This window comes from Sphingomonas changbaiensis NBRC 104936, assembly GCF_000974765.1.
In the GTDB taxonomy this organism is placed as follows: Bacteria; Pseudomonadota; Alphaproteobacteria; order Sphingomonadales; family Sphingomonadaceae; genus Sphingomonas_B; species Sphingomonas_B changbaiensis.
The window spans coordinates 44,098-64,907 of sequence record NZ_BBWU01000039.1 but is presented as its reverse complement, the minus strand read 5'-3'; the positions used below and the strand labels follow the sequence as shown (position 1 = coordinate 64,907).

Sequence of the window (20,810 nt, the reverse complement as noted above, 5' to 3'; positions counted from 1 at the left end):
ATACGCGCTTTTGCTCCGGACAGAATGCGCCCGCCCAAGGATCGTCCCAACACTCGTTTTCACGGCCGCGTCGAGAACGCGGCCGACACTTGCGCGCATCCCGGCTGCGACGCGCCGGGCGAGTTTCGCGCGCCGCCTTTGGGCGACAGCCGCGGCAAGGACAGTCCGCCCGCGTGGCGCTGGTTCTGCCTGGATCATGTACGCGAGTTCAACTCCGGCTACAATTTCTTCTCCGGCATGAGCCCGGACGAGATCGACGCGGCGCAGCGCCCCTATGCCGGGTGGGAGCGTGAGACGCGCGCCTTCGCCCATACCGGCGCCGACCGACCGCCACGCTGGGGCGATTTCGACGATCCGCTCGACGCGATCGGCGCCCGCTTTCGCCAGGCTGCGCCAAAGCAGCGCGCCGACGGCAAGCCGCTGTCAGGAGAGAATCGCCGCGACCTGGGCACGCTCGGCCTTTCTGCCGATGCCGATCGCAAGGCGCTGCGCCAACGATACACCGAACTGGTTCACCGTTATCACCCCGACCGCAACGGCGGCGACCGCTCCCATGAAGGGCAGCTGCAAAAGGTGATCGACGCCTATCAGCGGCTCCGGAAGGCGCCGGCCTTCGCCTGAACCCGATAGGCCGCGACGCGCGACGGCTAGCGCGGCGCTTTCGGTGCCTTGGGCGCGAACAGGTCGCCGAAATAGTCGCCCGTATACCAGCGCGGCGCCTCGTCGGCGTCGGCGAGGGCACGGGTGATCCGGTAATTGACCTCGGCAAAGCGCGCGGCCGCGTTCCAGTCGATCGCCTGGTTCATATCGTCTGCGGGCTGGTGATAGGCCTTGTCGAAGAACGCCTTCCACGCCGCCTCGCCGCCATTCGCATAGCCGGTGGCGAGGAACACCGCCGGCACGCCCTGCTGGACGAAACGGTAATGGTCGGAGCGGACGAAGATGTTCTCGGCCGGCATCGGATCGGGCGAAAGCGCGATGTTCATCGGCTTCGCCGCGTCCGCGACGACCTTGCCGAGCGTCGAGTGATCGGCGCCGAAGGCGACCACGTCCGTGAAAGGATAGAGCAGCAGCGGCATGTCGAGATCGACATCGGCGACGATGCTGGCGAGCGGCACGGTCGGGTTGTGCGCGTAATATTCGGCGCCGAGCAGGCCCTTTTCCTCGGCCGTGGAGGCGAGAAAGACGAGCGTGCGGCGCGGGCGGGTCGGCGCCGTTGCGGCCGCGCGGGCGACTTCCAGCATGGTCGCGATGCCCGACGCATTGTCGAGCGCGCCATTGTTGATCCGGTCCTTGTTCGGCGGATCGTTCGGGCGCGGCTTGCTGATGCCGATATGGTCGAGATGGGCGGAAAGAATCACGACCTGCGGGGCCAGCGCCGGGTCGGAGCCGGGCAGGACGCCGATGACGTTGGGGCTGGTCAGCCGTTCGCTCGCCGTCTGGGCGACGACGCGGACGGTGCCGGCAAGCGGGAAACCCTTGGGCCGGCCGCCGTCGCGCTCGGCCTCTGCGCGGATCTGGTCCAGCGTGTGCGGCGCACCGGCGAAGAGCGCGGCGGCAACCGTGTCGTCGACGCCGGCCGACGCGCGCAACCCGGGCGCGTCCTCGTGCGGCTGGCCGTCGGCGCCGATCCAGTTGAAGCGCGAACCGTCCGAATAGCGCTGCCGCACGGCCCATGGCCGCGTGGCGGCGGTCAGGTTCGTGTCGATCCCGATCAGGCCCACCGCGCCATGCTCGACGGCGGCATTGCCCTTGTCTTCGGAAAGATGCGCGCCGACTTCGCTCGGCATGCCCTTGGGAAAGCCGTTCAGCGCGACGACGATCTTTCCGCGCACATCGAGGCCCTGATAATCGTCGATGCCCAGCGACTTGTCCGCGAGGCCATAGCCGACGAAGACGATCGGCGCGCTGAGGTCGGTCTTCGCCTCGCGCGGGTTGATGCCGATGATGACGTCCTGACCATGAGTCCAGCGCTGGCTGCCTTTCGCGCCGCTCAGCGTCAGCGTGCCGGGCGTGTCGCCGCGGCGGGTCTTCTGGAAGGTGACCTGCTGATACCAGCTGCCCCCGTCGCCGCCCGGCTTCAGGCCGAGTCCGGCGAATTGCGAGGCGACGTAGCGCGCTGCAATCTCGTGCCCCCGGCTGCCGGTGTCGCGTCCTTCAAGAAGATCGTCGGCTAGGAAGGCGACGTGCGCGCGAAAGGCCTCGGGAGTGAAAACCGGGGCGGGAGCGGGAGGGGCGGCACTGACGAGAGCGAGCGGCAGGAGCGATAGCAGAACGCGCGGCATGATTTTCCTTGGAAGAGAAGGAGAAGCGGACAGCGTTGGTTCAGCGAAAATGGGCTGCTATGCAAGCCGCACGTCGCTCTCCCCAAAAGGATTCTTCATGCGCCGTTCCTGGCTTGCCGTTTCGCTCCTCGTTATTTCGACCGTCGCTTTCGGTCAGACCGCCCAGCCCGCACCGCTTTCCGAGCTGTCGCGCGCGGTCACTATCCCATACCAGCAATTCACTCTGCCCAACGGCCTGCGCGTGATCGTCTCGACCGATCACAAGGCGCCGGTGGTCGCGGTTTCCGTCTGGTACAATGTCGGATCGAAGATGGAGCCGGCGGGCAAGACCGGATACGCCCATCTGTTCGAGCATCTGATGTTCAACGGATCGGAGAATGCGCCGGGCGATTTCTTCAAGCCGCTGCAGCAGATCGGCGCGACCGACGTGAACGGCACCACCTGGTTCGATCGCACCAATTATTTCGAGACGGTGCCGACGCCCGCGCTCGAACGCGCGCTGTTCCTCGAAAGCGACCGGATGGGCCATTTCCTGGGCGCGCTCACCGAAAAGAACCTGAAGAACCAGATCGGCGTGGTCCAGAACGAAAAGCGGCAGGGCGACAACCAGCCGTTCGGGCTGGTCGAATATGCGCAGCTGAAGGCGCTCATTCCGCCCACGCACCCCTATGGCCATTCGACGATCGGATCGATGGCGGACCTCGACGCCGCCAGCGTCGATGACGTGAAGAACTGGTTCCGCCAGCATTATGGGCCCAACAACGCCGTGCTGGTGCTGGCCGGCGACATCGACCTGCCGACCGCGAAACGGCTGGTGGAAAAGTATTTCGGCGACATCCCGCGCGGCCCGCAGCAGGGCCCGATCGTCGCGCCGGTGCCCACGCCTGCCCACCGCGTCGATGAAGTGATGCATGACCGGGTCGCGACTCCGCGCATCTACCGGACCTGGGTGGTGCCGGGCCTCAACGATCCCGACGCGGTGCCGCTGGACATTGCCGCGACGGTGCTCGGCGGGCTCTCAAGCTCTCGGCTCGACAATGCGCTGGTGCGCGGCGACAGAAGCGCGGTCCGGGTCAGTGCGGACCTCCAGCAGTTCGCTCAGCTGAGCTTTTTCGAAGTGCAGGTGGACGTCGCGCCCGGCACGGACGTGGCCGAAGAAGGCCGCAAGCTCGACCGGCTGATCGCCGACTATATCGCGCAGGGCCCGACTGCCGACGAAGTGCTGCGCGCGGCGACGCGCGACGTGGCGGCGCGGACCAGCGCGCTCGAATCGGTCGGCGGCTTTGGCGGGAAGGCGGTCACGCTGGCCGAAGGCGCGCTCTATTCGAACGACCCCGGCTTCTACAAAAAGCAGCTGGCGGCGTATGCGGCGGCGACGCCCGAGCAGGTGCGCGCCGCGATGCAGAAATGGCTCACGCGCCCGATGCACGCGCTGGTCGTCGAACCGGGCCCGCGCGGGGCCTACGAGGAATCGAAATCGGTCACCGGTCCGGCGACCTTCTCGCCGTCCTTTTTTCACAAGCCCGGCGAGGCGCCGGTCACCTTCGCGCCGTCCGCCGCGGTCGACCGCTCGCAGCTGCCGCCGGTCGGCCCGATCCCCGACCTGAAGTTCCCGACCGTTCAGCGCGCCAAGCTCTCGAATGGGATCGAGCTGGTCTATGCGCAGCGCACGGCCACGCCGATCACGCGCATCGTCGTCAGCTTCGATGCCGGCAATGCGGCCGACCCTGCCGACAAGCTCGGCCTGCAATCGCTGACGCTGTCGCTGCTCGACGAGGGCACGACAACGCGCAGCTCGATCCAGATCGCTGAGGAACAGGAGCGGCTGGGCGCGAATATCGGCGCGGGCACCTCCACCGATCGGACCAGCGTGAGCCTGTTCGCGCTGTCGCCCAACCTGAAGCCGTCGGTCGTCCTTTTGGCCGACATATTGCGCAACCCGGCCTTCGCTCCGGCCGAAGTGGAGCGGCTGCGGAACCAGCAACTCGTCTCCATCCAGAACGAACTGACGCAGCCGGGCGGCCTGGCCGCGCGGACGCTGCCGCCGATCCTGTTCGGCCCGGAGCACCCCTATGGTCGCGCCTCGTCCGGCACCGGGACTCCCGAGGTGGTTTCGAAATTGAGCCGCGCCGATCTGGTCGCGTTCCAGCACGCCTGGATCCGCCCCGACAAGGCAACGATCTTCATCGTCAGCGACCGCCCGCTGGCGGAAGTGCAGAGCGTGCTCGATACGGCGCTGGGAGACTGGAAAGGGGAGGGCGCACCCGGCACCAAGACCTTCACCGCCGCGGTGCCGCAGGCCCAGCCGCGGATCGTCCTGGTCGACCGGCCCGATTCGCCGCAGTCGCTGATCTATGGCGGCGAGGTCACGCCGCTGAAAGGGACCGACGAGATGCTGCCCGACATCGCGGCGAACGATGTGCTGGGCGGCAATTTCCTGTCGCGGCTGAACATGGATATCCGCGAAACCAAGGGCTGGTCCTATGGCGTGAACGGCAATTTCCGGCGCCTGTTGAAGGGCGTGCCCTATATCGTTTCCGCGCCCGTCCAGGCGGACCGCACCGGCGACTCGCTGGCGGCAATGCAGGCGGATATCCGCACCTTCCTGACCACAGAGGGGATCACGCCCGAAGAGCGCGAACGAACGATCGACGGCTTCGTCCGTGAGCTGCCGGGCAGCTTCGAGACGGGGTCGGACGTGCTCGGCGGGATGCAGAACAACGTGCTCTACGGCCGGCCCGACGACTATTACGACACCGTCGCCAGTCGCTACCGCGCGCTGACCGTGCCGGAAATGGACAAGGCGATCCGCTCGGCGCTCGACCCGTCGAAATTCGTGTGGGTCGTCGTCGGCGACGCGAAGCAAGTGAAGCCGCAGCTTGACAGGCTCGGCCTGCCTGTCGAGGTGAGGACGGTACCGCAACAATCTGCTCAGGGAGAGAAATAATGGCGCAAGTCGATGGCGATTGGGACTGCATCACGAAGTCGCCGCTGGGCGAGCAGAAGTCGGTGTTCACGGTCAGGAGCAACGGCGACACCTTCACCGGCCAGCAGGCCGGCGCGATGGGCTCGCTCGACGTGATCGACGGCAAGGTCGACGGCAATAAGCTGACTTGGAAGATGGAAATGAAGGTGCCGATGCCGATGACGCTTGACTGCCAGGCGACCGTCGACGGCGACACGCTGACGGGCACCGTCGGCGCCGGTGCATTCGGCAGCTTCCCGCTGACCGGCACGCGGAAGGGCTGAGGGAGCTCAACCCCTCCCCTTCAGGGGAGGGGTAAGGGGTGGGTTCGGCCGCAGGCCGATCGAAACACCGAAATCAGGGGATAGACTCTGCCCCACCCCAACCCCTCCCCTGAAGGGGAGGGGCTTAGAATAGCCGCGTCACATGTCCCATCTTCCGCCCCGGGCGGACATGCTTGCCATAAAGGTGCAGCTTCGCCGCGGGATCGCGGAGGATTTCGGGCCAGTCGTTGGCGTCCTCGCCGATCAGGTTCTTCATCTCGACGCGCGCGCCGGTGCGTGTCGTTGATCCCAAGGGGAGCCCGCACACCGCGCGGATGTGATTTTCGAACTGCGAGGTGACCGCGCCTTCGATTGTCCAGTGGCCGCTGTTGTGCACGCGCGGCGCCATTTCGTTGAACACCGGGCCGTCGGCGGTCGCGAAAAATTCGCAGGTCAGCAGGCCGATATGGTCGAGCTCGTCGGCGATCTTGTGGGCTAGGGCGATCGCCCGCTCGGCCTGATCGAGGATCAGTGTCCGCGCCGGTGTCGTCGACGTATCGAGAATGCCGTGCGTGTGGACGTTTTCGGGCGTGTCCCACACGGCCGTTTCCCCGCTTTCCGCGCGGCACAGCAGCACCGAGAATTCGGCGTCGAAGGTCACGAAGCCCTCCAGCACGCAGAGCGCGCCGCGCACGGCTTCCCAGGCTTGCTCCAGCTCCGATCCGTCGCGGAGCCGCACCTGGCCCTTGCCGTCATAGCCCAGGCTCGATGTCTTCAGGATCGATGGCGCGCCGATCTCCGCAAAAGCGTCCCGAAGCTGAGCGAGACTGCCGACGGCACGGAACGGCGCCGTGCGCCCGCCCAGATCCCGCACCAGGGTCTTTTCACGCTCGCGCACCCGCGAGATTTCGAGCGAGCGCTTGCCGGGCCGGATCGGCACCAGCGCTTCCAGCCGGTCGAGCGCGGCCGGCGGGACATTTTCGAATTCGTAGGTGACGACACCGACGCTTTCCGCAAAGCGCGCGAGCGCGTCCGCATCGTCGTAGCCGGCCTTGGTCCATTCGGCGCTGACTTCGGTCGCGGGACCGCTCGCCTCCGGCGCGTAGATATGGCTGCGATAGCCGAGCTGGGCCGCTGCCATCGCCAGCATGCGGCCGAGCTGGCCGCCGCCAAGAATGCCGATCGTGGAGCCCGGCGGCAGGATCATTCCGGTTCGGCCGCGACCGCGTCGCTCTGCCGCTTGCGCCAGGCGGCAAGGCGTTCGGCCAGCGCACTGTCCTCATTGGCCAGGATCGCCGCGGCGAACAGGGCGGCGTTGACCGCGCCGGGCTTGCCGATCGCGAACGTCGCGACCGGGATGCCGCCCGGCATCTGCACGATCGACAACAGGCTGTCGAGCCCGTTCAGTGCCTTGGATTCGATCGGTACGCCGAGCACCGGCACGGCCGTCATAGAGGCCGCCATGCCCGGCAGGTGCGCGGCGCCGCCGGCGCCGGCGATGATCGCCTTCAACCCGCGATCGGCGGCCGATTTCGCATAGTCGTACAACCGGTCGGGCGTGCGGTGGGCGGAGACGATGCGCGCTTCGTGACTGATGCCGAGCGCGCCCAGGATTTCGGCGGCATGGCGCATGGTCGGCCAATCCGACTGGCTTCCCATGATGATGCCGACGAGAGGCGAATTCTCTGCCATGCGTGCCCCGCTTTTGGAGCGCCGCCGTGTAGCGCCCGATGATTCCTATTTCAATCCGCGCCAATTCGGAGGATGATGGGGCAGGGTGAAGGATGCAGGACGAGATTGATTTAGAACAGGAAAATGCGGCGCTTCGGGCGCGGATCGCCGAATTGGAGGCGCGGATCGGCTCGCTCGAGCGGCTCGCCGACAGCGACACGCTGACGCCCCTGCCCAACCGCCGCTTCTTCTTTCGTGCGATCGAGCGGGCGGTGGCGCAGCGTGCGCGGCACGGCACGCCGGCCGCCCTGCTGTTCGTCGATCTCGACAGGCTGAAGGAAATCAACGACGCGCACGGTCACAGCGTCGGCGACGAAGCGCTGATCCACACGGCCTGGGTGCTGCGCGAAAAGGTCCGCGGCAGCGACGTCGTGGCGCGGATCGGCGGCGACGAATTCGGCGTGCTGCTCGAATATGCAGAGCCGGAAGCGGCCTATGATAAGGCGTCGGCGCTGGTCGCGGCGGTCAAGGCCGCACCCTTGCATGGCCGGTTGCCGATCACCGTCTCGATCGGGGTCACGATCCTTCAGCCCGACGACACGCCGGACGCGGCGCTCGCGCGGGCGGACGCGGAAATGTACCGGGCGAAGCGGGCAGGCTAGCCGACGACCGCCGAAACCAGCAATTTGTCGATCTTGCGGCCATCCATGTCGACGATTTCGAAGCGCCAGCCCTGTTCCTCGAAATATTCGCCGACCGTCGGCAGGTGGCGGAGAGCGGCGAGGGCGAAGCCGGCCACGGTCGCGTAGTCACGGTCTTCCGGCAGCGTCAGGTCGAGCCGTTCGGCGAGCGCGTCGGCGGGGAGCGAGCCCGAGACCAGCAGGCTGCCGTCCTCGCGCTCGACGCAATCGGGATCGGTGCCCTCGTCCTGGTCCGACGCGAAATGCCCGGCCAGCGCGATGAACAGGTCGGCCGGAGTCACGAGACCTTCGAGGTGGCCATATTCGTCATGGACCAGCACCATCGGCACTTCTGCGCGCCGAAGCGTGTGGAGCGCGTCCATCGCGTCGACCTGATCCGGCACGATCAGCAGCGGCCGCATCAAGGCACGCGGCTCCAGCGACCGGCCTTGCAGCAGGGCAGCGGCGATATCGCGGCTCTGCAGCACGCCGACGATCCGATCCACGGACCCCTCGGCCACCGGCACGCGGGTGTGCGGCGTCTCGACGAAGCGTTGGCGAAGCGTCTCGGCATCGGCATCGGCGTCGATCCAGTCGATGTCGGTGCGCGGCGTCATGACTTCGCGGACCGGCCGGTCGGCCAGGCGGACGACGCCCGAAATGATCGCGCGCTCGCTCTCCTCGATCACGCCGGATCGGCTCGCCTCGGCGACGATCAGGTGCAGCTCCTCGGCGGTCACATGCTTGTCGGTTTCGCGCTGGAGGCCGAGCAGGCGGAAAATGAGCGCGCTGGTGCGGTCGAGCAGCCAGACGATCGGCGCCGTTGCCCGCGAAAACCAGTCCATCGGCACCGCCGCGATCGCCGCGATCGGCTCGGGCGAGCGGAGCGCCAATTGCTTCGGCACCAGCTCGCCCGCGATCAGCGACACATAGGTCGTCACCACGATCGTGACCGCAAAGCCGTAATGGGCCGGGATGCCGATCAGCGCCAAACGCTGGCCGACCGGCACTTCGAGCACCGCGCCGGAGAATGCGCCGGTGAGGATGCTGATCAGCGTGATGCCGATCTGCACCGTCGAAAGCAGCCGGCCGGGATCGCCCTGCAGCTTGAGCGCGGTCCCGGCGCCGATGCGCCCGACCTTCGCCATCGCCTGCAACCGCGCCTTGCGCGCCGAGACGATCGCCAGCTCGGACATCGCGAACAGGCCGTTCAGAACGATCAGCGCAAGGATGATCGCGACGCTGAGCCAGGGGAAGGGGTGAAGGGGCTGCATGCCGGAGGTGTAACGTCTTTAGCGGCCAAATGTGACGCGGGGCAATAATGAACCCTCTCCCTACAGGAGAGAGGGCGACTCAGCCCTGCGGGGCTGAGCGGGGAGAGGGTGCTGTGGTACGTGCCCAACCACCCTCTCCTAGCTTCGCTAGGCAACAAGTTGCCAAGCTCCGCTGTTCCTCTCCCCTCCAGGGAGAGGAAGTTCAGACGGTTTCCAACATCCTCCGTCCGGCCCGCGTCCGCATGCTGTGCGTCCGGGCGACCTGGGTCGAGCGTCCGATCACCGTGTCCATGAAGTGCCAGTCGCAGCGGGCGGCCTCGGGCGTCAGCGTGACGGTCATATAGCCGCGACCGGCCGTCGAACACCATTTGAGCTCCGGATTCGCGCGGACGAGCGCGCTCGAGATGTCGGTGGGCGGCACTTGGCGGAAGAAGGATTCATAGCCGGGCGAGGTGACGCTGTGGCCATCGAACTCGACGCCGGCGCGCTTGCCGCCTTCCGAAAGCTCGAACCCCCAGGCGTTGTGGCTGTCGCCGGCCAGGATGACCATGTCGGCATCGGCCGCCTGCGCCGAACGGAGCAGCCGCGCGCGAGCCGCCGGATAGCCGCCCCAGCTGTCGTAATCGCTGGGAAGGCCGAGCTTCGCTGCCAGTAGCGCGACCTTGACTCGCGAAGTGATGTAGTCGGGCGCGTCCGGCGAGATCCAGTTCGCGGCTTCGGGCGGCGCGACCTGACGGCCGACGATCGTGCCCACGCCCACCACCTGCCAGCGCTTCTTCGCACGAACCGAACGGCGCAAGGCTTCGTCCAGCCAATGCTCCTGCGTGGTTCCCATCATCGAGCGGGCGGGATCCGCCCAGGGGCCGTCACGAAACGCCTTCAGCGCCGCGACCGGATCGGCGGCGCCTTTCAGCGCGGCCTCGAGCGAGGGCTGCTCGCTGCGGCCGATCGTGCGCGTCTCGGTGCGGAAATAGGTGCCGAGGTCGCCGATTTCGTAAGTCTGGTACGGCTCGTCGGACACGGGCATCCACTCGCGCCACGCCTGCATCGCGGCGATTTTCCGCTCCGTATAGTCGCCTTCGCCCGGATTGTGGTTCTCCGCCCCGCCTTCCCAGCTGTCATTGGCGGTTTCGTGGTCGTCGACCGAGGCGATCATCGGCAGCCGCGCGTGCAGCGCCTGCAGGTCCGGGTCCGCGCGATAGCAGGCATAGCGGGTGCGATAGTCGACGAGGTGGATTAGCTCGTTCGCGGGCTCCAGCAGCCTCGCCGCGACCGCCTCGCGCTCGCTGGGATAGGTGCCGCGCTTATATTCGTAGAGATAGTCGCCCAGATGCACCGCCAGCTGCAGGTCATCGCGTGCGGCGGCATGGGCATAGGCGTTGAAATAGCCGAACGGCAGGTTCGCGCAGGAAAACACCGCCATCCGCCATTCGGGCACGCGGCCTTCGGGCAGCGTTCGGGTGCGGCCGACCGGAGACACCGCGCCATCCGCGCTGAAGCGGTAGAAATAGGGGCGACCCGGCTCCAGGCCCGCGACGGTCACCTTGGCGGTCCAGTCGCGCCAGGGGCCGGTGATCACGTCGCCGCCCGCCACGATCCGGCGGAAATCTTCCGTGTCCGACACTTCGGCGTGGACGTGCGCGCTGGCGCCCTGATTGGGCATGTAGCGGGTCCAGAGCAGCACCGAATCCTGGCTCGGCTCACCCGACGCGACGCCGTGGGTAAAGCCGCGGGCGGCGATCAGCTGCGCCAGCGCGGCGCTCCCGCCCGGCAGCAGCAGCGCTCCGAGGCCGAACGCGCCTCCCTTCACCAGCGAACGGCGGTCGATCGTCAGCGTCATCAGGCCCCTCCCAGTCGAAGCGCCTCTTTTGCGAAGCGCATTATGTCCTCGTCATCGTGATACAGGCCGAGCCCGATCCGCAAGACGTCGCCGCGCACGTCGGTGATGACGTCGCGCGCCATCAGCTCCGCCTGCCAGCGCTGCGCGTGCGGCGAGCGGAAGGCGAGGAAACGAGCATGGGGGCCGCCGGTCAGCGGGTTCAGCAGTTCGGCACTTTTAAGGGCTGTCCCGCGGATCGCGTGGAGCAGTTGCTCGTGCAGCCGGGCCACGTGCGCGGCGATCAGGGCCGTGGTCAGCCCCTCCGCCTCCAGCATCGCCCGCACGGCAAGGAAGCGGTAGAGGCCCGACGCGTCGAAGGTCGATCCCATGAACCGGCCGGCGTCGGGCGCGTAGCCGACCGCGCCGGGCGGCAGCGACAGGTCGTCGAACTCGGCATACCAGCCGGTATAAACCGGCCGCGACCCATAGCCCGGCGGCGCGTGCAGGAAGGCGGTGCCTTCTCCTGCCATCGCATATTTGTAGCCGCCCGCGACGTAGAAGATGCGATCGGCGACGGAGCCCAGGTCCGTCTCTACGCCCATGAACGCGTGGTAGCCGTCGACGACCACCCAGGTGCCTTCCGGCCGGGCGAGGGCGGCGAGCCGCTCGATCCCGTCGAACACATGGCCGGAGTTGAACATCACATGGCTGACGAAGATCAGATCATATTGGCCGTCTTCCGCCGCGCTCACGAACCGCTTGGCGAAGCTGTCGAACGGTTCGACAGGCACGCGCTCGACCGTCATTTCGCCCGCCGCCTCCCAGCGCGCGGACTGGCGGCGGAAGCTGTGGAACTCGCCGTCGGTCGCGAGCACCCTGAGCGGGCGCGGCCGCTCGATCGCGGAGACGAGGCGGACGATCAGCTCGTGCGTGTTGGGCGCGAAGACGATCGTGGACGGATCGGGCAGGCCAAGCTCGCCGGCGACGTCCGCCTGCGCGCGCGGCCAGAGCTCGCCCATGATCCGGTCCCATTTCCGGTCGGCAAGCTTCGCCGCATCCTCCCATGCCTGCCACTGGCCGTCATGGCTCGCGTCGGGCCAAAGGTGGTGACTGTGCGCCGCCAGATGCAGCCGCTCCGGCGCCGCATCGAAGGCGCGGCGGAAGAGGTGTTTCCAGCTCATGCCGTTCTCCTATGGGGAGAGGGCGACTCGCGGCGAAGCCGCGAGCGGGGTGAGGGGATTGAGCGTGTCCGGATAGGGCGCACCCCCTCACCCGCTCGGCGCTGGCGCGCCGAGTCGACCTCTCCCCATGGGAGAGGTGAGGCGGGGAGAGTCACAGCAGCGTCCTCAACGACCAAAGCTCAGGAAACGCCCGCTTCGCCACCGTCTCCTGCAGATACTTCACCCCCGCCGTGCCGCCGGTGCCGCGCTTGCCGCCGATGATGCGGGAGACGGTCAGCACGTGTTTGTGCCGCCAGGTCGCCATCGCGTCGTCGAGGTCGACCAGTTTCTCCGCGAGTTGATACAGGTCCCACCATCGTTCGGTATCGCGATAGACTTCGGCCCAGGCCGCCTCGACGCGCGGATCGGGCGTGTAGGGCTGCGTCCGGTCGCGATCGAGCGCTTCGGCCGGCACGTCGAAACCGGCGGCGGCGAGGGCGGCGTTGGCGTCGTCCCAGAGACTCGGTTGCTCCAGCGCCTCACGCATCGCGCGTTCGGCCTCGGGCCGCTCCTTCTGGTAATCGAGGAAGCGGCCGTCCTTCAGCCCCAGTAGATATTCCACGGTGCGAAACTGGTCCGACTGGAAGCCGGAGCTGGTGCCGAGGCCACCGCGAAATAGCGAATAGTCGCTGGGCGTCATCGTCGCGAGCACGTCCCAGCTCAGCGTCATCACCGCCTGGATGCGGGAGACGCGGGCGAGGCCCTTATAGGCCGGCACCAGCTCGCCGCCGCGCACCTGACGTTTCGCGAGCTTCAGCTCGGCGATCATCTGCTTCAGCCACAGCTCCTTGGTCTGGTGGATGATGATGAACAGCAGCTCGTCGTGGCGGTCGGACAGGGGGTGCTGGGCATGGAGCAGCTCGTCCAGGCCCAGATAGGAAGCATAGGTGACGTCGGTCATGCGGCTTCCTATCGTGCCGTAGCCGTTCCGGTAAGCCGGCAAGCGCTTCCCCTGAGTTCGCGTCCCATTATCCGCTTTCTGGATGACGCGATCGGGCGTATAATCGCAGCCGAATAGAACCCTCTCAAAAGCATGTGCGAGTCGCTTTTTTTGGCGATCGTTGGATGGGGGGTATCATGAAAAAGCATGTCATATTCGCCGCCGTCGCGCTCGCGATTTCGCCGGCGCACGCTGCGCAAGTCTTCTCCGGAAACGGCATTGGCTCGCCAGGCGCGACCATCGATCCGTTCGATGCGTCGACCCGCGGCACGCTACTGGCCTATTCGGAGACGAGCGGCGGTGCGTTCACGTTCTCGACGAAGTTCCGCTCGGCCGTCTATCGGAACACCGACGGACATCTCGACTTCTATTATCAGGTCGAGCGCACAGGCGCCGGGCCCAGCGGCAACAATGCGATCCAGAAGTTCACAGGCGCCGATTTCGGCGCGTTCGACACCTTCGCGTTTCGCGATGATTCGGACTTCGACGGACCGGGCGGCTTTTTGGCGGCTGGCAACCCTGGCACCTTCACGTCGCTGGCGAGCCGTTCGTTTGACGGCAACGTCCTCGGCGTGAACTTCGGCTCGAACAATCTCGTCGGAACCGAAAACAGCACGACTTACATTTTCCGCACCAATGCCTTTGCCTTCAAGGCGGGCACGTTCGGAGTCATAGACGGGTCGACGGTGGAGGGCCCGTCATTCGCGCCCACGGTGCCGGAACCGGCCACCTGGGCCATGATGCTGGGCGGCTTCAGCCTGCTCGGCGTCGTCGCGCGCCGCCGCCGCGCGCGGACAAATGTTGCTTACGTCTGATCGCTCAGAAATCCCCGATCGGGCGGAAAGGCTGCGCCGCTAGCCGGAAAGCTGGCGGCGCCTTCCAATTTCTCGTGACCGGCACATACTCCGCACCTCCTACAAGGGAGAGCGGACATGATCGCATGGACGCCGATGCTCGCCGCCGTCATGCCGGCTCCGGCGGAACGGGCGGCGATCTTCAAGGCCGCGGGCGAAAGGGCGGTGATCTTCGAAAATGAGGGCAAATCCTGTCGGCCGGGGAGGTAGACTCCTTCTGGTGAATCCCGTCGTCATCCCGGCCTTGAGCCGGGATCCCGCTTCTTCCTACTTTGAAAAGGTAGCGGGGCCCCGGCTCAAGGCCGGGGTGACGACAAAGGAAATGAGTTTCAACCTATCGGACGAGTTGCCCGCCCTTCATCACCGCGGAGACGTGCTCCAGCACACGGATATCGCTGAGCGGATCACCCTCGACCGCGACTATGTCGGCGAAGAACCCCGGCGCTACACGCCCCACCTTGTCCTGCCAGCCGATCAGTTCGGCGGCTGAGGTCGTGGCGGACTGGATCGCCTGCATCGGCGTCATGCCGTAGCGGACCATATAGGCGAACTGGCGGGCGTTGAGGCCGTGCGGATAGACGCCGGCGTCGGTGCCGTAGCCGATCTTCACGCCCGCCTTCACCGCCTTGGCGAAGCCCTGGCGCTGGGCTTCGGTCGTCTCGTCGTTCTTGCGCAGATATTCGGCAGGCCAGCCCTGCTTGCGGCCTTCCTCGGCGATGTAGTCGCCATTGTAGATGTCCATGACCAGCCACACGCCCCTGATCTTGGCGAGCGCGATGCCTTCGTCGTCGATCAGGCTCGCATGCTCGATCGAGTGGACGCCGCCGCGGATCGCGGCCTTGATGCCTTCCGCGCCATGGGCGTGGGCAGTCGCGTAGCTGCCGTGCGCCTTGGCGACTTCGACGGCGGCGCGCACTGCGGCCTCGTCGAGCTCGATTTGCCCCGGCTCGGTGCCGATCGCGAGCACGGCGCCGGTCGCGATCAGCTTCAGGAAATCGGCGCCGCCGGCGAAGATGCGCTCGGCCTTGTCGCGGACCTCAGCCGGCGTGCTCGCTTCGCCGAAGCGCATGTCCTCCGGCATCGTCATGCCCTTCACATTCACTTCGCCGCCGCCGCCGGGCCTGGTGATATAGGCGCCGGCGACCAGCATGCGCGGGCCGGGCACCAGGCCCTGGTTGATCGCGTCGCGCAGCGCGACGTCAGTGAAGGCGCGGTAGGTGCCGACGTCGCGAACGGTGGTGAAGCCGGCGCGGAGCGTCGTCAGCGCGTGGCTCGCGCCCAGCAGCGCAGTCGCGGCGGGCGAGGTCTTGTAGGGCAGCAGCGGATCGGACGAGTCGCCGACATCGGCCAGATGCGTGTGCAGGTCGATCAGGCCGGGCAGCACCGTGTAACGCGACCAGTCGACGATCTCGGCCCCGGCGGGTGGTGTTTTCCAGGGGGCGACTTCGGCGACCTTGTCGTCCTCGATCCGGATCATCCGGTCGCTCAGGACTTGCGCCGTGGCGGGGTCGATCAGCCGGCCGGCATGGACATAGACGGTCCGTGCCTCGGCCGGCGCGACCGCGATCAGCGCGGCCATCGCCGCCAGCATCCATTTCATCATGCTCTCCCCGCCCTTGGCTTGTGCGTGCCGTGAAGCTAGCGCGCCCCGCATGACCGATCCACTGACGATCCGCCGCCTCTACGGCCGCGCCAAGGGGCACAAGCTCCGCGCCGGGCAGGAAGAGCTGTTTGGCGAGCTGTTGCCGAAGGTGAGCGTGCCTGAGGGTCTGCTGGACGCGCCCACCCTGTTCGGCGACGACCGGCCGCTGGAGTTCGAGATCGGCTTCGGCGCGGGCGAGCATCTGGCAGCGCAGGCGGAGGCGCGGCCGGAGCATGGGTTCATCGGCTGCGAGCCGTTCCTGAACGGCGTGGTCGGCGCACTCGCCAAGATCGACGATCGCGAGCTCGACAATGTCCGCGTGCATATGGGCGATGCGCTGGACGTGCTGGAACGATTGCCGGACGCCTCGCTGGAGCGGCTCTACCTGCTCCACCCCGATCCCTGGCCCAAGGCGCGGCATGCGAAGCGGCGGATGGTCAATCACGGCCCGCTCGACCTGATCGCGGCGAAGCTGAAACCGGGCGCCGAGTTCAGGCTCGGCACCGACGACCCGGTCTATTGCCGCTGGTCGATGATGGTGATGAACCAGCGCCGCGATTTCGAATGGCAGGCGCAGACGGCCGCCGATTTCCTGGAGCGCCCCGCCGACTGGCCGCAGACGCGCTACGAGGCGAAGGCCCGGCGCAAGGGGCACGAAGTCTGGTATTTCCGCTACTTGCGCCGCTGACTTTTCGTCGCGCGCCGCGCCGGGTCCGTCGACCGATCGTTTCGTTTGGTCAACGCGCCGCTAACCGCCCCATCCGGCAAAAGCCGAACGACAAGAGATGGGGTGAAAGACAATGCGTATATTGATGGCCGCGGCGGCGGCGTTGCTTTGCACGGGTGCGGCGCAGGCGAACCTGGTCGACGATTTCAACCGCGCCGACGCGCTGACGATCGGCTACAATTATACGGTCCAGAACGGCAATTTCCGGATCAGCGGCAACAAGGCGACTACGACCAATTTCGTGTCGCTGGCGACCTATAACGGCTCCAGCTCCAGCAATGTCGGCGTCGATGCGTCGCTGCGCGGCTTCGACTCTGGCAGCTATGTCGCGCTGACCCTCGGCTACGGGTCGGCGCACAGCTATTTCATCAAGATCCAGGACAATGACGGCGACGGCTTCTTCGATCGCTATGGCTTCGATACCGGCAACAACGACCTGAACGGGCCGTTCAATGCGCTCGGCTTCGGCTTCCGGACCGCCTCGATCGACGCCAGCGTCACCGGCACGATCGCCACGCTGTCGATCCTCGCGAACGGCAACACGCTCACCTACAGCTACGATTATGGGTTTGCGCCGGGCAGCGGGCTTGCCGGCTTCGGCCTCAATCGGCTGGGCGTGGCCGACAATCTCCGCTTCGACTCCGTGCCGCCGCAGGGCGTTCCGGAACCGGCGAGCTGGGCGCTGATGATCGGCGGCTTCGGGCTGGCCGGTGCGGCGGCGCGGCGCCGGCGGCAGGCGGCCGTGCTCGCCTGATCCGCGCGATCCGGGGCCAGGGTTAAGCGACCGAACACTGCGTATCGGCGTGTCGGGAATCGATCATTCCTGATATAAGCGGATGAGCGGAGTCGCTTACCCCTGCGCCCGTTGGGACAGCCAAAGCGCAGGCGGATGAGAGTGCTCGTTTCGGCACCGGATGACGGCTGTCGAACCCCTGCGGGGGTTGGCAGAGGAACGACGTCATGGAACCCATCCTGACCGCAACGCAAAAGACGACCCATCTCGGGCGGACCGCGCAGATTTCGCTCGGCGCGAAGGGCGATCACCGTGCGGTCCGGGTCTCTCATCCCGGCAAGCTGACCCCGGATGAAATCGCCCGGATCGACACGGTGCTGATCAACGACGTCATCAAGGACCTGACCGGCTGCGCGTGCCTTTCCGGCACCATCGACGTGATCTGGGAACAGCAATTCGATCGCGTGCTCGACGTGCAGCTCGGGCATTAGAAGGAGGTCCGGCGTGGCTTCGGCCAAGCCGTCGGTCGGGTTGCTCTATAACCCGGCGGTGCCGGCCGTGCTCGACGCGGCCGGCACGCTCGTCGACCATGTCGAGGTCATTCCCGACCGGCTCTGGTACGATTTCGGCACGGGCGCGGAGCACCGCTTTTCGCACGCCCATGCGGCCATCGCGCAGCTTGGCCGTTATGCCGAACGTCACGCCGTGATCGGCCACGGCATCGGCCTGTCGCTGCCAAGCGCGATGCCGATCGACGAAGAGTTGCTGGACGAAGTCGCCGCGTCGCACCGGCATTTCGGCTATCGCTGGTACAGCGAGCATCTGAGCATGTTCCTTGCGCCCGGCGGCGCGGTGCCCAATGCGCAGGCCGGGATGGGACTGCCGGTGGTCCACGATGCGGAATTGCTGGAGATCGTGGGGCGGAAGGTGGAGCTGCTCCAGGCGGTCCTGGGCGTGCCGGTCGCGCTTGAGAACGGCACCATCTTTTCCGCCGTTCCATCGCCCGAAATGAGCGAGCCCGAATTCATGAACCGGCTGCACGCGCAGACCGGGTGCAAGATGCTGCTCGACCTGCACAATCTCTACGCGAACATGCGCAACCTCAACTGGTCGGCCCCAGCCTATCTGGATGCCCTGGATCCGGAGATCGTGATCGAGGTGCATATCGCCGGCGGGGATAAGTTGCGCGGCCATTATACGGACTCGCATTCCCGGCGCAGCCCCGCCGTGGTCTGGGACTGGCTGGCGGAATGGGGGCCGTGCTTTCCCAACCTGTCGGCGATCACGTTCGAATATCACGAATCCTACCACAAGCGGATCGGCGCGGCCGGCGTGATCGCCGAGCTGGAGAAGATGCAAGAGGTCGCCGACGACATCGCGTCCGGGCGCGAAGTTGGGGCGGAACTCGCATGACGCTCGCCCAATTCCAGCGCGCGCTGACCGATCTCACCGCGTCTCCGGCGCTGTGCCGTGCCGGCCGACGCGACCCGGACCTGCTCGCGCAGCTCTATGTCCTGACGCCGCTCGAGCAGGCGCGGCTGGGTGAGATCGTCGCGAGCGACGGCATGGAGGCGAACTGCATGATCTACCGGGCCAACCGGCTGGCGCCGATCGCGCTCAATTGTCCTGAGCTCTGCACGGCTCTGGGCGACAACCTGAACCGCCTGGTGTCGGCCTATTGGTACGCGGAGCCCACGACCAACGTGCATTTCCTGGTCGAGGCGGAGCGGTTCTGCAGTTTTCTCGTCGAGAGAGAGGATGTGCCGCCGGCCGCGCGCGATGCGCTCTCGCGCGAGCATGCGAAAGTGCGCGACCGGTTGGCGGCGACGGGCGCGCGCGCCGGCGAGGACGCGTTCGCTGCCGCGCGGGCTATGCCGCCGGCGTGAGCTTCAGCAGCCGCGCGTTTTCGCCGTCCTCCAGCAGCCATACCGTTCCCTGCGGCCCCTGGGCGACGTCGCGGATGCGCGCGCCCATGTCCCACTGGTCGGCCTTGGCGGCCTTGTCGCCGTTCAGCGTCACCCGGATCAGCGCCTGACCCGAAAGCGCGGCGATGAAGCCAGAGCCGTGCCAGCGCGGGAACAGCGATCCCGAATAGATCATGAAGCCGCCCGGCGAGATCGACGGGTTCCAGTAGAGCTTCGGCGGCTCGAACCCGTCGCCCGGATGATGATCCGGGATCGGCGAGCCGTCGTAATTGTCGCCGTTCGATACGACCGGCCAGCCGTAATTGCGGCCCGGCAGAATCATGTTGAGCTCGTCGCCGCCCTTGGGCCCCATTTCCGTCTCCCACAGCCGCCCGTCGGCAGCGAAGGCGAGGCCGTAGGGATTGCGGTGGCCGGTGCTCCAGGTCTCGGCGCGCGCGCCCTGGCCGGGAATCGGATTGAACGGCGGGACGGAGCCGTCGGGATAAAGGCGGAGGATTTTGCCGAGTTTCTGGTCCGGGTCCTGCGCCGGCGTCTTCCGCTGCCGCTCGCCGGAGGTCAGGAACAGATATTTGCCGTCGGGCGAAAAGGCGATCACCGCGCCGAACTGGCCGCCGCTGCCGTCCGATCCCTGCCGCCAGATGACGCGCATGCCATCGAGGTGGGGGCTGCCGCCATTCTCGACCAGCTTGCCCCGCGCCATTGCCAGGCTGCTGCCGTTCGGCCGCGGCTCCGAATAGGTCAGGTAGACGAAGTGGTCCTGTGCGAATTTCGGCGACAGCGCGACGTCGAGCAATCCGCCCTGATTGACGACCGCGACTTTCGGCACGCCCCCGACTTCGACCGTCTTGCCGCCGGGCGCCCACAGCTTCAGCACGCCCGGCTTTTCGGTCACCAGCAATCGCCCGTCGGGCAGGAACGCCATGGCGAACGGGCGATTGAACCGGCCCTCGACGGCGATGTCGAACGGGCGTCCGGACGCCGATGGCTGCTCCGCCTGCCCCGACGCGGCGTGGTTCTCGACGGCAGCGCCGGGCGACCCGCATCCGGATACGGCAAGCAGAAGGGTGGCACTGAACAGCGAAATGCGCATCGACGGGCTCCTCGAACGACTAACAGCCTAGCGGCCCCGCGGTTCAAGTCACCCCACTTGCACCCGCCAATCGCCCCTTGTGAGTCCGGGGCTGCGGGTCTATATCGCCACTGTTTCCTCGACATCGGTAACGGAGTTGAGGCTGGTGCCCTGCGGCGCCGGCACGGAACGGTCATGCATTTCGGAGAACCCGGTTGGCAGATATCGCCGCTCTGACGCGATTGATCGAACCCGAGGCGGCAGCGCTCGGCTTCGATCTCGTGCGCGTGCAGATGATCGGCGGCGCATCCGATCCGACGCTCCAGGTGATGGCCGAGCGGCCCGACACACGGCAGCTGACGATCGACGATTGCGCCGATCTGTCGCGCCGCCTGTCCGACATGCTCGACGAAAAGGATCCGATCAAGGATGCCTATCGGCTGGAAGTCAGCTCGCCCGGCATCGACCGGCCGCTGACCCGGCTCAAGGATTTCGAGGACTGGAAAGGACACGAGGCGCGGATCAAGCTTGCGGAGCCGATCGAAGGCCGCAAGCAGCTGACCGGCACGCTGGAAGGCGTTCAGGGCGACGTGGTCGCGATCGACGTCAACGGCTTCAAGGCCATGACCGTCCCGTTCTCCGCGATTGCGAGCGCCAAGCTGACGCTCACCGACAAGCTCATCGCGGCCACCGCGCCGCTATCCGCCGAGGGCGCGGATAAAGTTCACGTGGAAGGGTAAGAC

At 66.8% G+C, this 20,810-nt stretch carries 21 protein-coding genes; 12 read left to right on the top strand and 9 right to left on the bottom strand.

The window, feature by feature from the left end; all coding sequences use genetic code 11:
• Positions 1-24: 24 nt before the first annotated feature.
• Positions 25-621, top strand: a complete 597-nt coding sequence (locus SCH01S_RS09600; RefSeq protein ID WP_046348582.1) for a J domain-containing protein — start codon at positions 25-27, stop codon at positions 619-621.
• A gap of 26 nt (positions 622-647) precedes the next feature.
• On the opposite strand, the gene SCH01S_RS09595 is transcribed toward SCH01S_RS09600, so the two are convergent.
• Complete coding sequence (locus SCH01S_RS09595; RefSeq protein WP_046348581.1) at positions 648-2,285, bottom strand: M28 family metallopeptidase; 1,638 nt, start codon at positions 2,283-2,285, stop codon at positions 648-650.
• A 97-nt stretch (positions 2,286-2,382) separates the two neighbouring features.
• On the opposite strand from SCH01S_RS09595, the gene SCH01S_RS09590 reads away from it, so the two are divergent.
• Together SCH01S_RS09590 and SCH01S_RS09585 are read left to right on the top strand one after the other, a co-directional pair.
• Positions 2,383-5,232 carry a M16 family metallopeptidase gene (locus SCH01S_RS09590; RefSeq protein WP_046348580.1) on the top strand — a complete coding sequence of 950 codons (2,850 nt, stop codon included), beginning with the start codon at positions 2,383-2,385 and terminating at the stop codon, positions 5,230-5,232.
• On the top strand, positions 5,232-5,534 hold the full coding sequence (locus SCH01S_RS09585; RefSeq protein WP_046348579.1) for a hypothetical protein: 303 nt from the start codon (positions 5,232-5,234) through the stop codon (positions 5,532-5,534). The genes SCH01S_RS09590 and SCH01S_RS09585 overlap by 1 nt, the downstream gene beginning before the upstream one ends.
• Before the next feature lie 124 nt (positions 5,535-5,658).
• Here SCH01S_RS09585 and SCH01S_RS09580 read toward each other — a convergent pair whose 3' ends face one another.
• Positions 5,659-6,720, bottom strand: a complete 1,062-nt coding sequence (locus SCH01S_RS09580; RefSeq protein WP_046348578.1) for a 5-(carboxyamino)imidazole ribonucleotide synthase — start codon at positions 6,718-6,720, stop codon at positions 5,659-5,661.
• Entirely contained in the window at positions 6,717-7,205 is a 489-nt protein-coding gene (gene purE, locus SCH01S_RS09575; RefSeq protein ID WP_046348577.1) for a 5-(carboxyamino)imidazole ribonucleotide mutase, read from the bottom strand. The genes SCH01S_RS09580 and purE overlap by 4 nt, the downstream gene beginning before the upstream one ends.
• A gap of 92 nt (positions 7,206-7,297) precedes the next feature.
• Here purE and SCH01S_RS09570 point away from each other — a divergent pair, with 92 nt between their 5' ends.
• Complete coding sequence (locus SCH01S_RS09570; RefSeq protein WP_046348576.1) at positions 7,298-7,846, top strand: GGDEF domain-containing protein; 549 nt, start codon at positions 7,298-7,300, stop codon at positions 7,844-7,846.
• On the opposite strand, the gene SCH01S_RS09565 is transcribed toward SCH01S_RS09570, so the two are convergent.
• The 4 genes from SCH01S_RS09565 to SCH01S_RS09550 form a co-directional block, all read right to left on the bottom strand.
• The gene (locus SCH01S_RS09565) at positions 7,843-9,138 is read right to left on the bottom strand and encodes a hemolysin family protein (RefSeq protein WP_046348575.1); all 1,296 of its coding nucleotides are present in this window, start codon (positions 9,136-9,138) and stop codon (positions 7,843-7,845) included. The two genes, SCH01S_RS09570 and SCH01S_RS09565, sit on opposite strands and share 4 nt — an antisense overlap.
• Positions 9,139-9,340: 202 nt before the next feature.
• Positions 9,341-10,978 carry an alkaline phosphatase D family protein gene (locus SCH01S_RS09560; RefSeq protein ID WP_046348574.1) on the bottom strand — a complete coding sequence of 546 codons (1,638 nt, stop codon included), beginning with the start codon at positions 10,976-10,978 and terminating at the stop codon, positions 9,341-9,343.
• Entirely contained in the window at positions 10,978-12,138 is a 1,161-nt protein-coding gene (locus SCH01S_RS09555) for an aminotransferase class V-fold PLP-dependent enzyme (RefSeq protein ID WP_046348573.1), read from the bottom strand. The genes SCH01S_RS09560 and SCH01S_RS09555 overlap by 1 nt, the downstream gene beginning before the upstream one ends.
• A gap of 151 nt (positions 12,139-12,289) precedes the next feature.
• On the bottom strand, positions 12,290-13,078 hold the full coding sequence (locus SCH01S_RS09550) for a tryptophan 2,3-dioxygenase (RefSeq protein ID WP_046348572.1): 789 nt from the start codon (positions 13,076-13,078) through the stop codon (positions 12,290-12,292).
• A 176-nt stretch (positions 13,079-13,254) separates the two neighbouring features.
• Here SCH01S_RS09550 and SCH01S_RS09545 point away from each other — a divergent pair, with 176 nt between their 5' ends.
• Together SCH01S_RS09545 and SCH01S_RS17340 are read left to right on the top strand one after the other, a co-directional pair.
• Positions 13,255-13,932, top strand: a complete 678-nt coding sequence (locus SCH01S_RS09545) for a PEPxxWA-CTERM sorting domain-containing protein (RefSeq protein ID WP_046348571.1) — start codon at positions 13,255-13,257, stop codon at positions 13,930-13,932.
• 117 nt (positions 13,933-14,049) lie between these two features.
• Positions 14,050-14,181: a hypothetical protein gene (locus tag SCH01S_RS17340; RefSeq protein WP_281174978.1), complete on the top strand. Its 132-nt coding sequence runs from the start codon at positions 14,050-14,052 to the stop codon at positions 14,179-14,181.
• Positions 14,182-14,305: 124 nt separating this feature from the next.
• On the opposite strand, the gene SCH01S_RS09540 is transcribed toward SCH01S_RS17340, so the two are convergent.
• Positions 14,306-15,574, bottom strand: a complete 1,269-nt coding sequence (locus SCH01S_RS09540) for a Xaa-Pro dipeptidase (RefSeq protein ID WP_217995431.1) — start codon at positions 15,572-15,574, stop codon at positions 14,306-14,308.
• A 49-nt stretch (positions 15,575-15,623) separates the two neighbouring features.
• Between SCH01S_RS09540 and trmB the strand changes: the two genes are divergently transcribed.
• The 5 genes from trmB (at position 15,624) to SCH01S_RS09515 (ending at position 18,959) form a co-directional block, all read left to right on the top strand.
• Positions 15,624-16,301, top strand: a complete 678-nt coding sequence (trmB, locus tag SCH01S_RS09535; RefSeq protein ID WP_046348570.1) for a tRNA (guanosine(46)-N7)-methyltransferase TrmB — start codon at positions 15,624-15,626, stop codon at positions 16,299-16,301.
• 112 nt (positions 16,302-16,413) lie between these two features.
• The gene (locus SCH01S_RS17180; RefSeq protein ID WP_245612218.1) at positions 16,414-17,094 is read left to right on the top strand and encodes a PEPxxWA-CTERM sorting domain-containing protein; all 681 of its coding nucleotides are present in this window, start codon (positions 16,414-16,416) and stop codon (positions 17,092-17,094) included.
• 206 nt (positions 17,095-17,300) lie between these two features.
• Positions 17,301-17,564: a hypothetical protein gene (locus SCH01S_RS09525; protein ID WP_046348568.1), complete on the top strand. Its 264-nt coding sequence runs from the start codon at positions 17,301-17,303 to the stop codon at positions 17,562-17,564.
• Between the two features lie 13 nt (positions 17,565-17,577).
• Positions 17,578-18,486 carry an MbnB/TglH/ChrH family RiPP precursor modification enzyme gene (locus SCH01S_RS09520; protein ID WP_046348567.1) on the top strand — a complete coding sequence of 303 codons (909 nt, stop codon included), beginning with the start codon at positions 17,578-17,580 and terminating at the stop codon, positions 18,484-18,486.
• Positions 18,483-18,959, top strand: a complete 477-nt coding sequence (locus tag SCH01S_RS09515) for a hypothetical protein (protein WP_046348566.1) — start codon at positions 18,483-18,485, stop codon at positions 18,957-18,959. Before SCH01S_RS09520 ends, SCH01S_RS09515 begins: the two co-directional genes overlap by 4 nt.
• Here SCH01S_RS09515 and SCH01S_RS09510 read toward each other — a convergent pair.
• Positions 18,943-20,088, bottom strand: a complete 1,146-nt coding sequence (locus SCH01S_RS09510; protein WP_046348565.1) for a PQQ-dependent sugar dehydrogenase — start codon at positions 20,086-20,088, stop codon at positions 18,943-18,945. The two genes, SCH01S_RS09515 and SCH01S_RS09510, sit on opposite strands and share 17 nt — an antisense overlap.
• Positions 20,089-20,282: 194 nt before the next feature.
• On the opposite strand from SCH01S_RS09510, the gene rimP reads away from it, so the two are divergent.
• Complete coding sequence (gene rimP / locus SCH01S_RS09505) at positions 20,283-20,807, top strand: ribosome maturation protein RimP (RefSeq protein WP_046348564.1); 525 nt, start codon at positions 20,283-20,285, stop codon at positions 20,805-20,807.
• Positions 20,808-20,810: the final 3 nt, after the last annotated feature.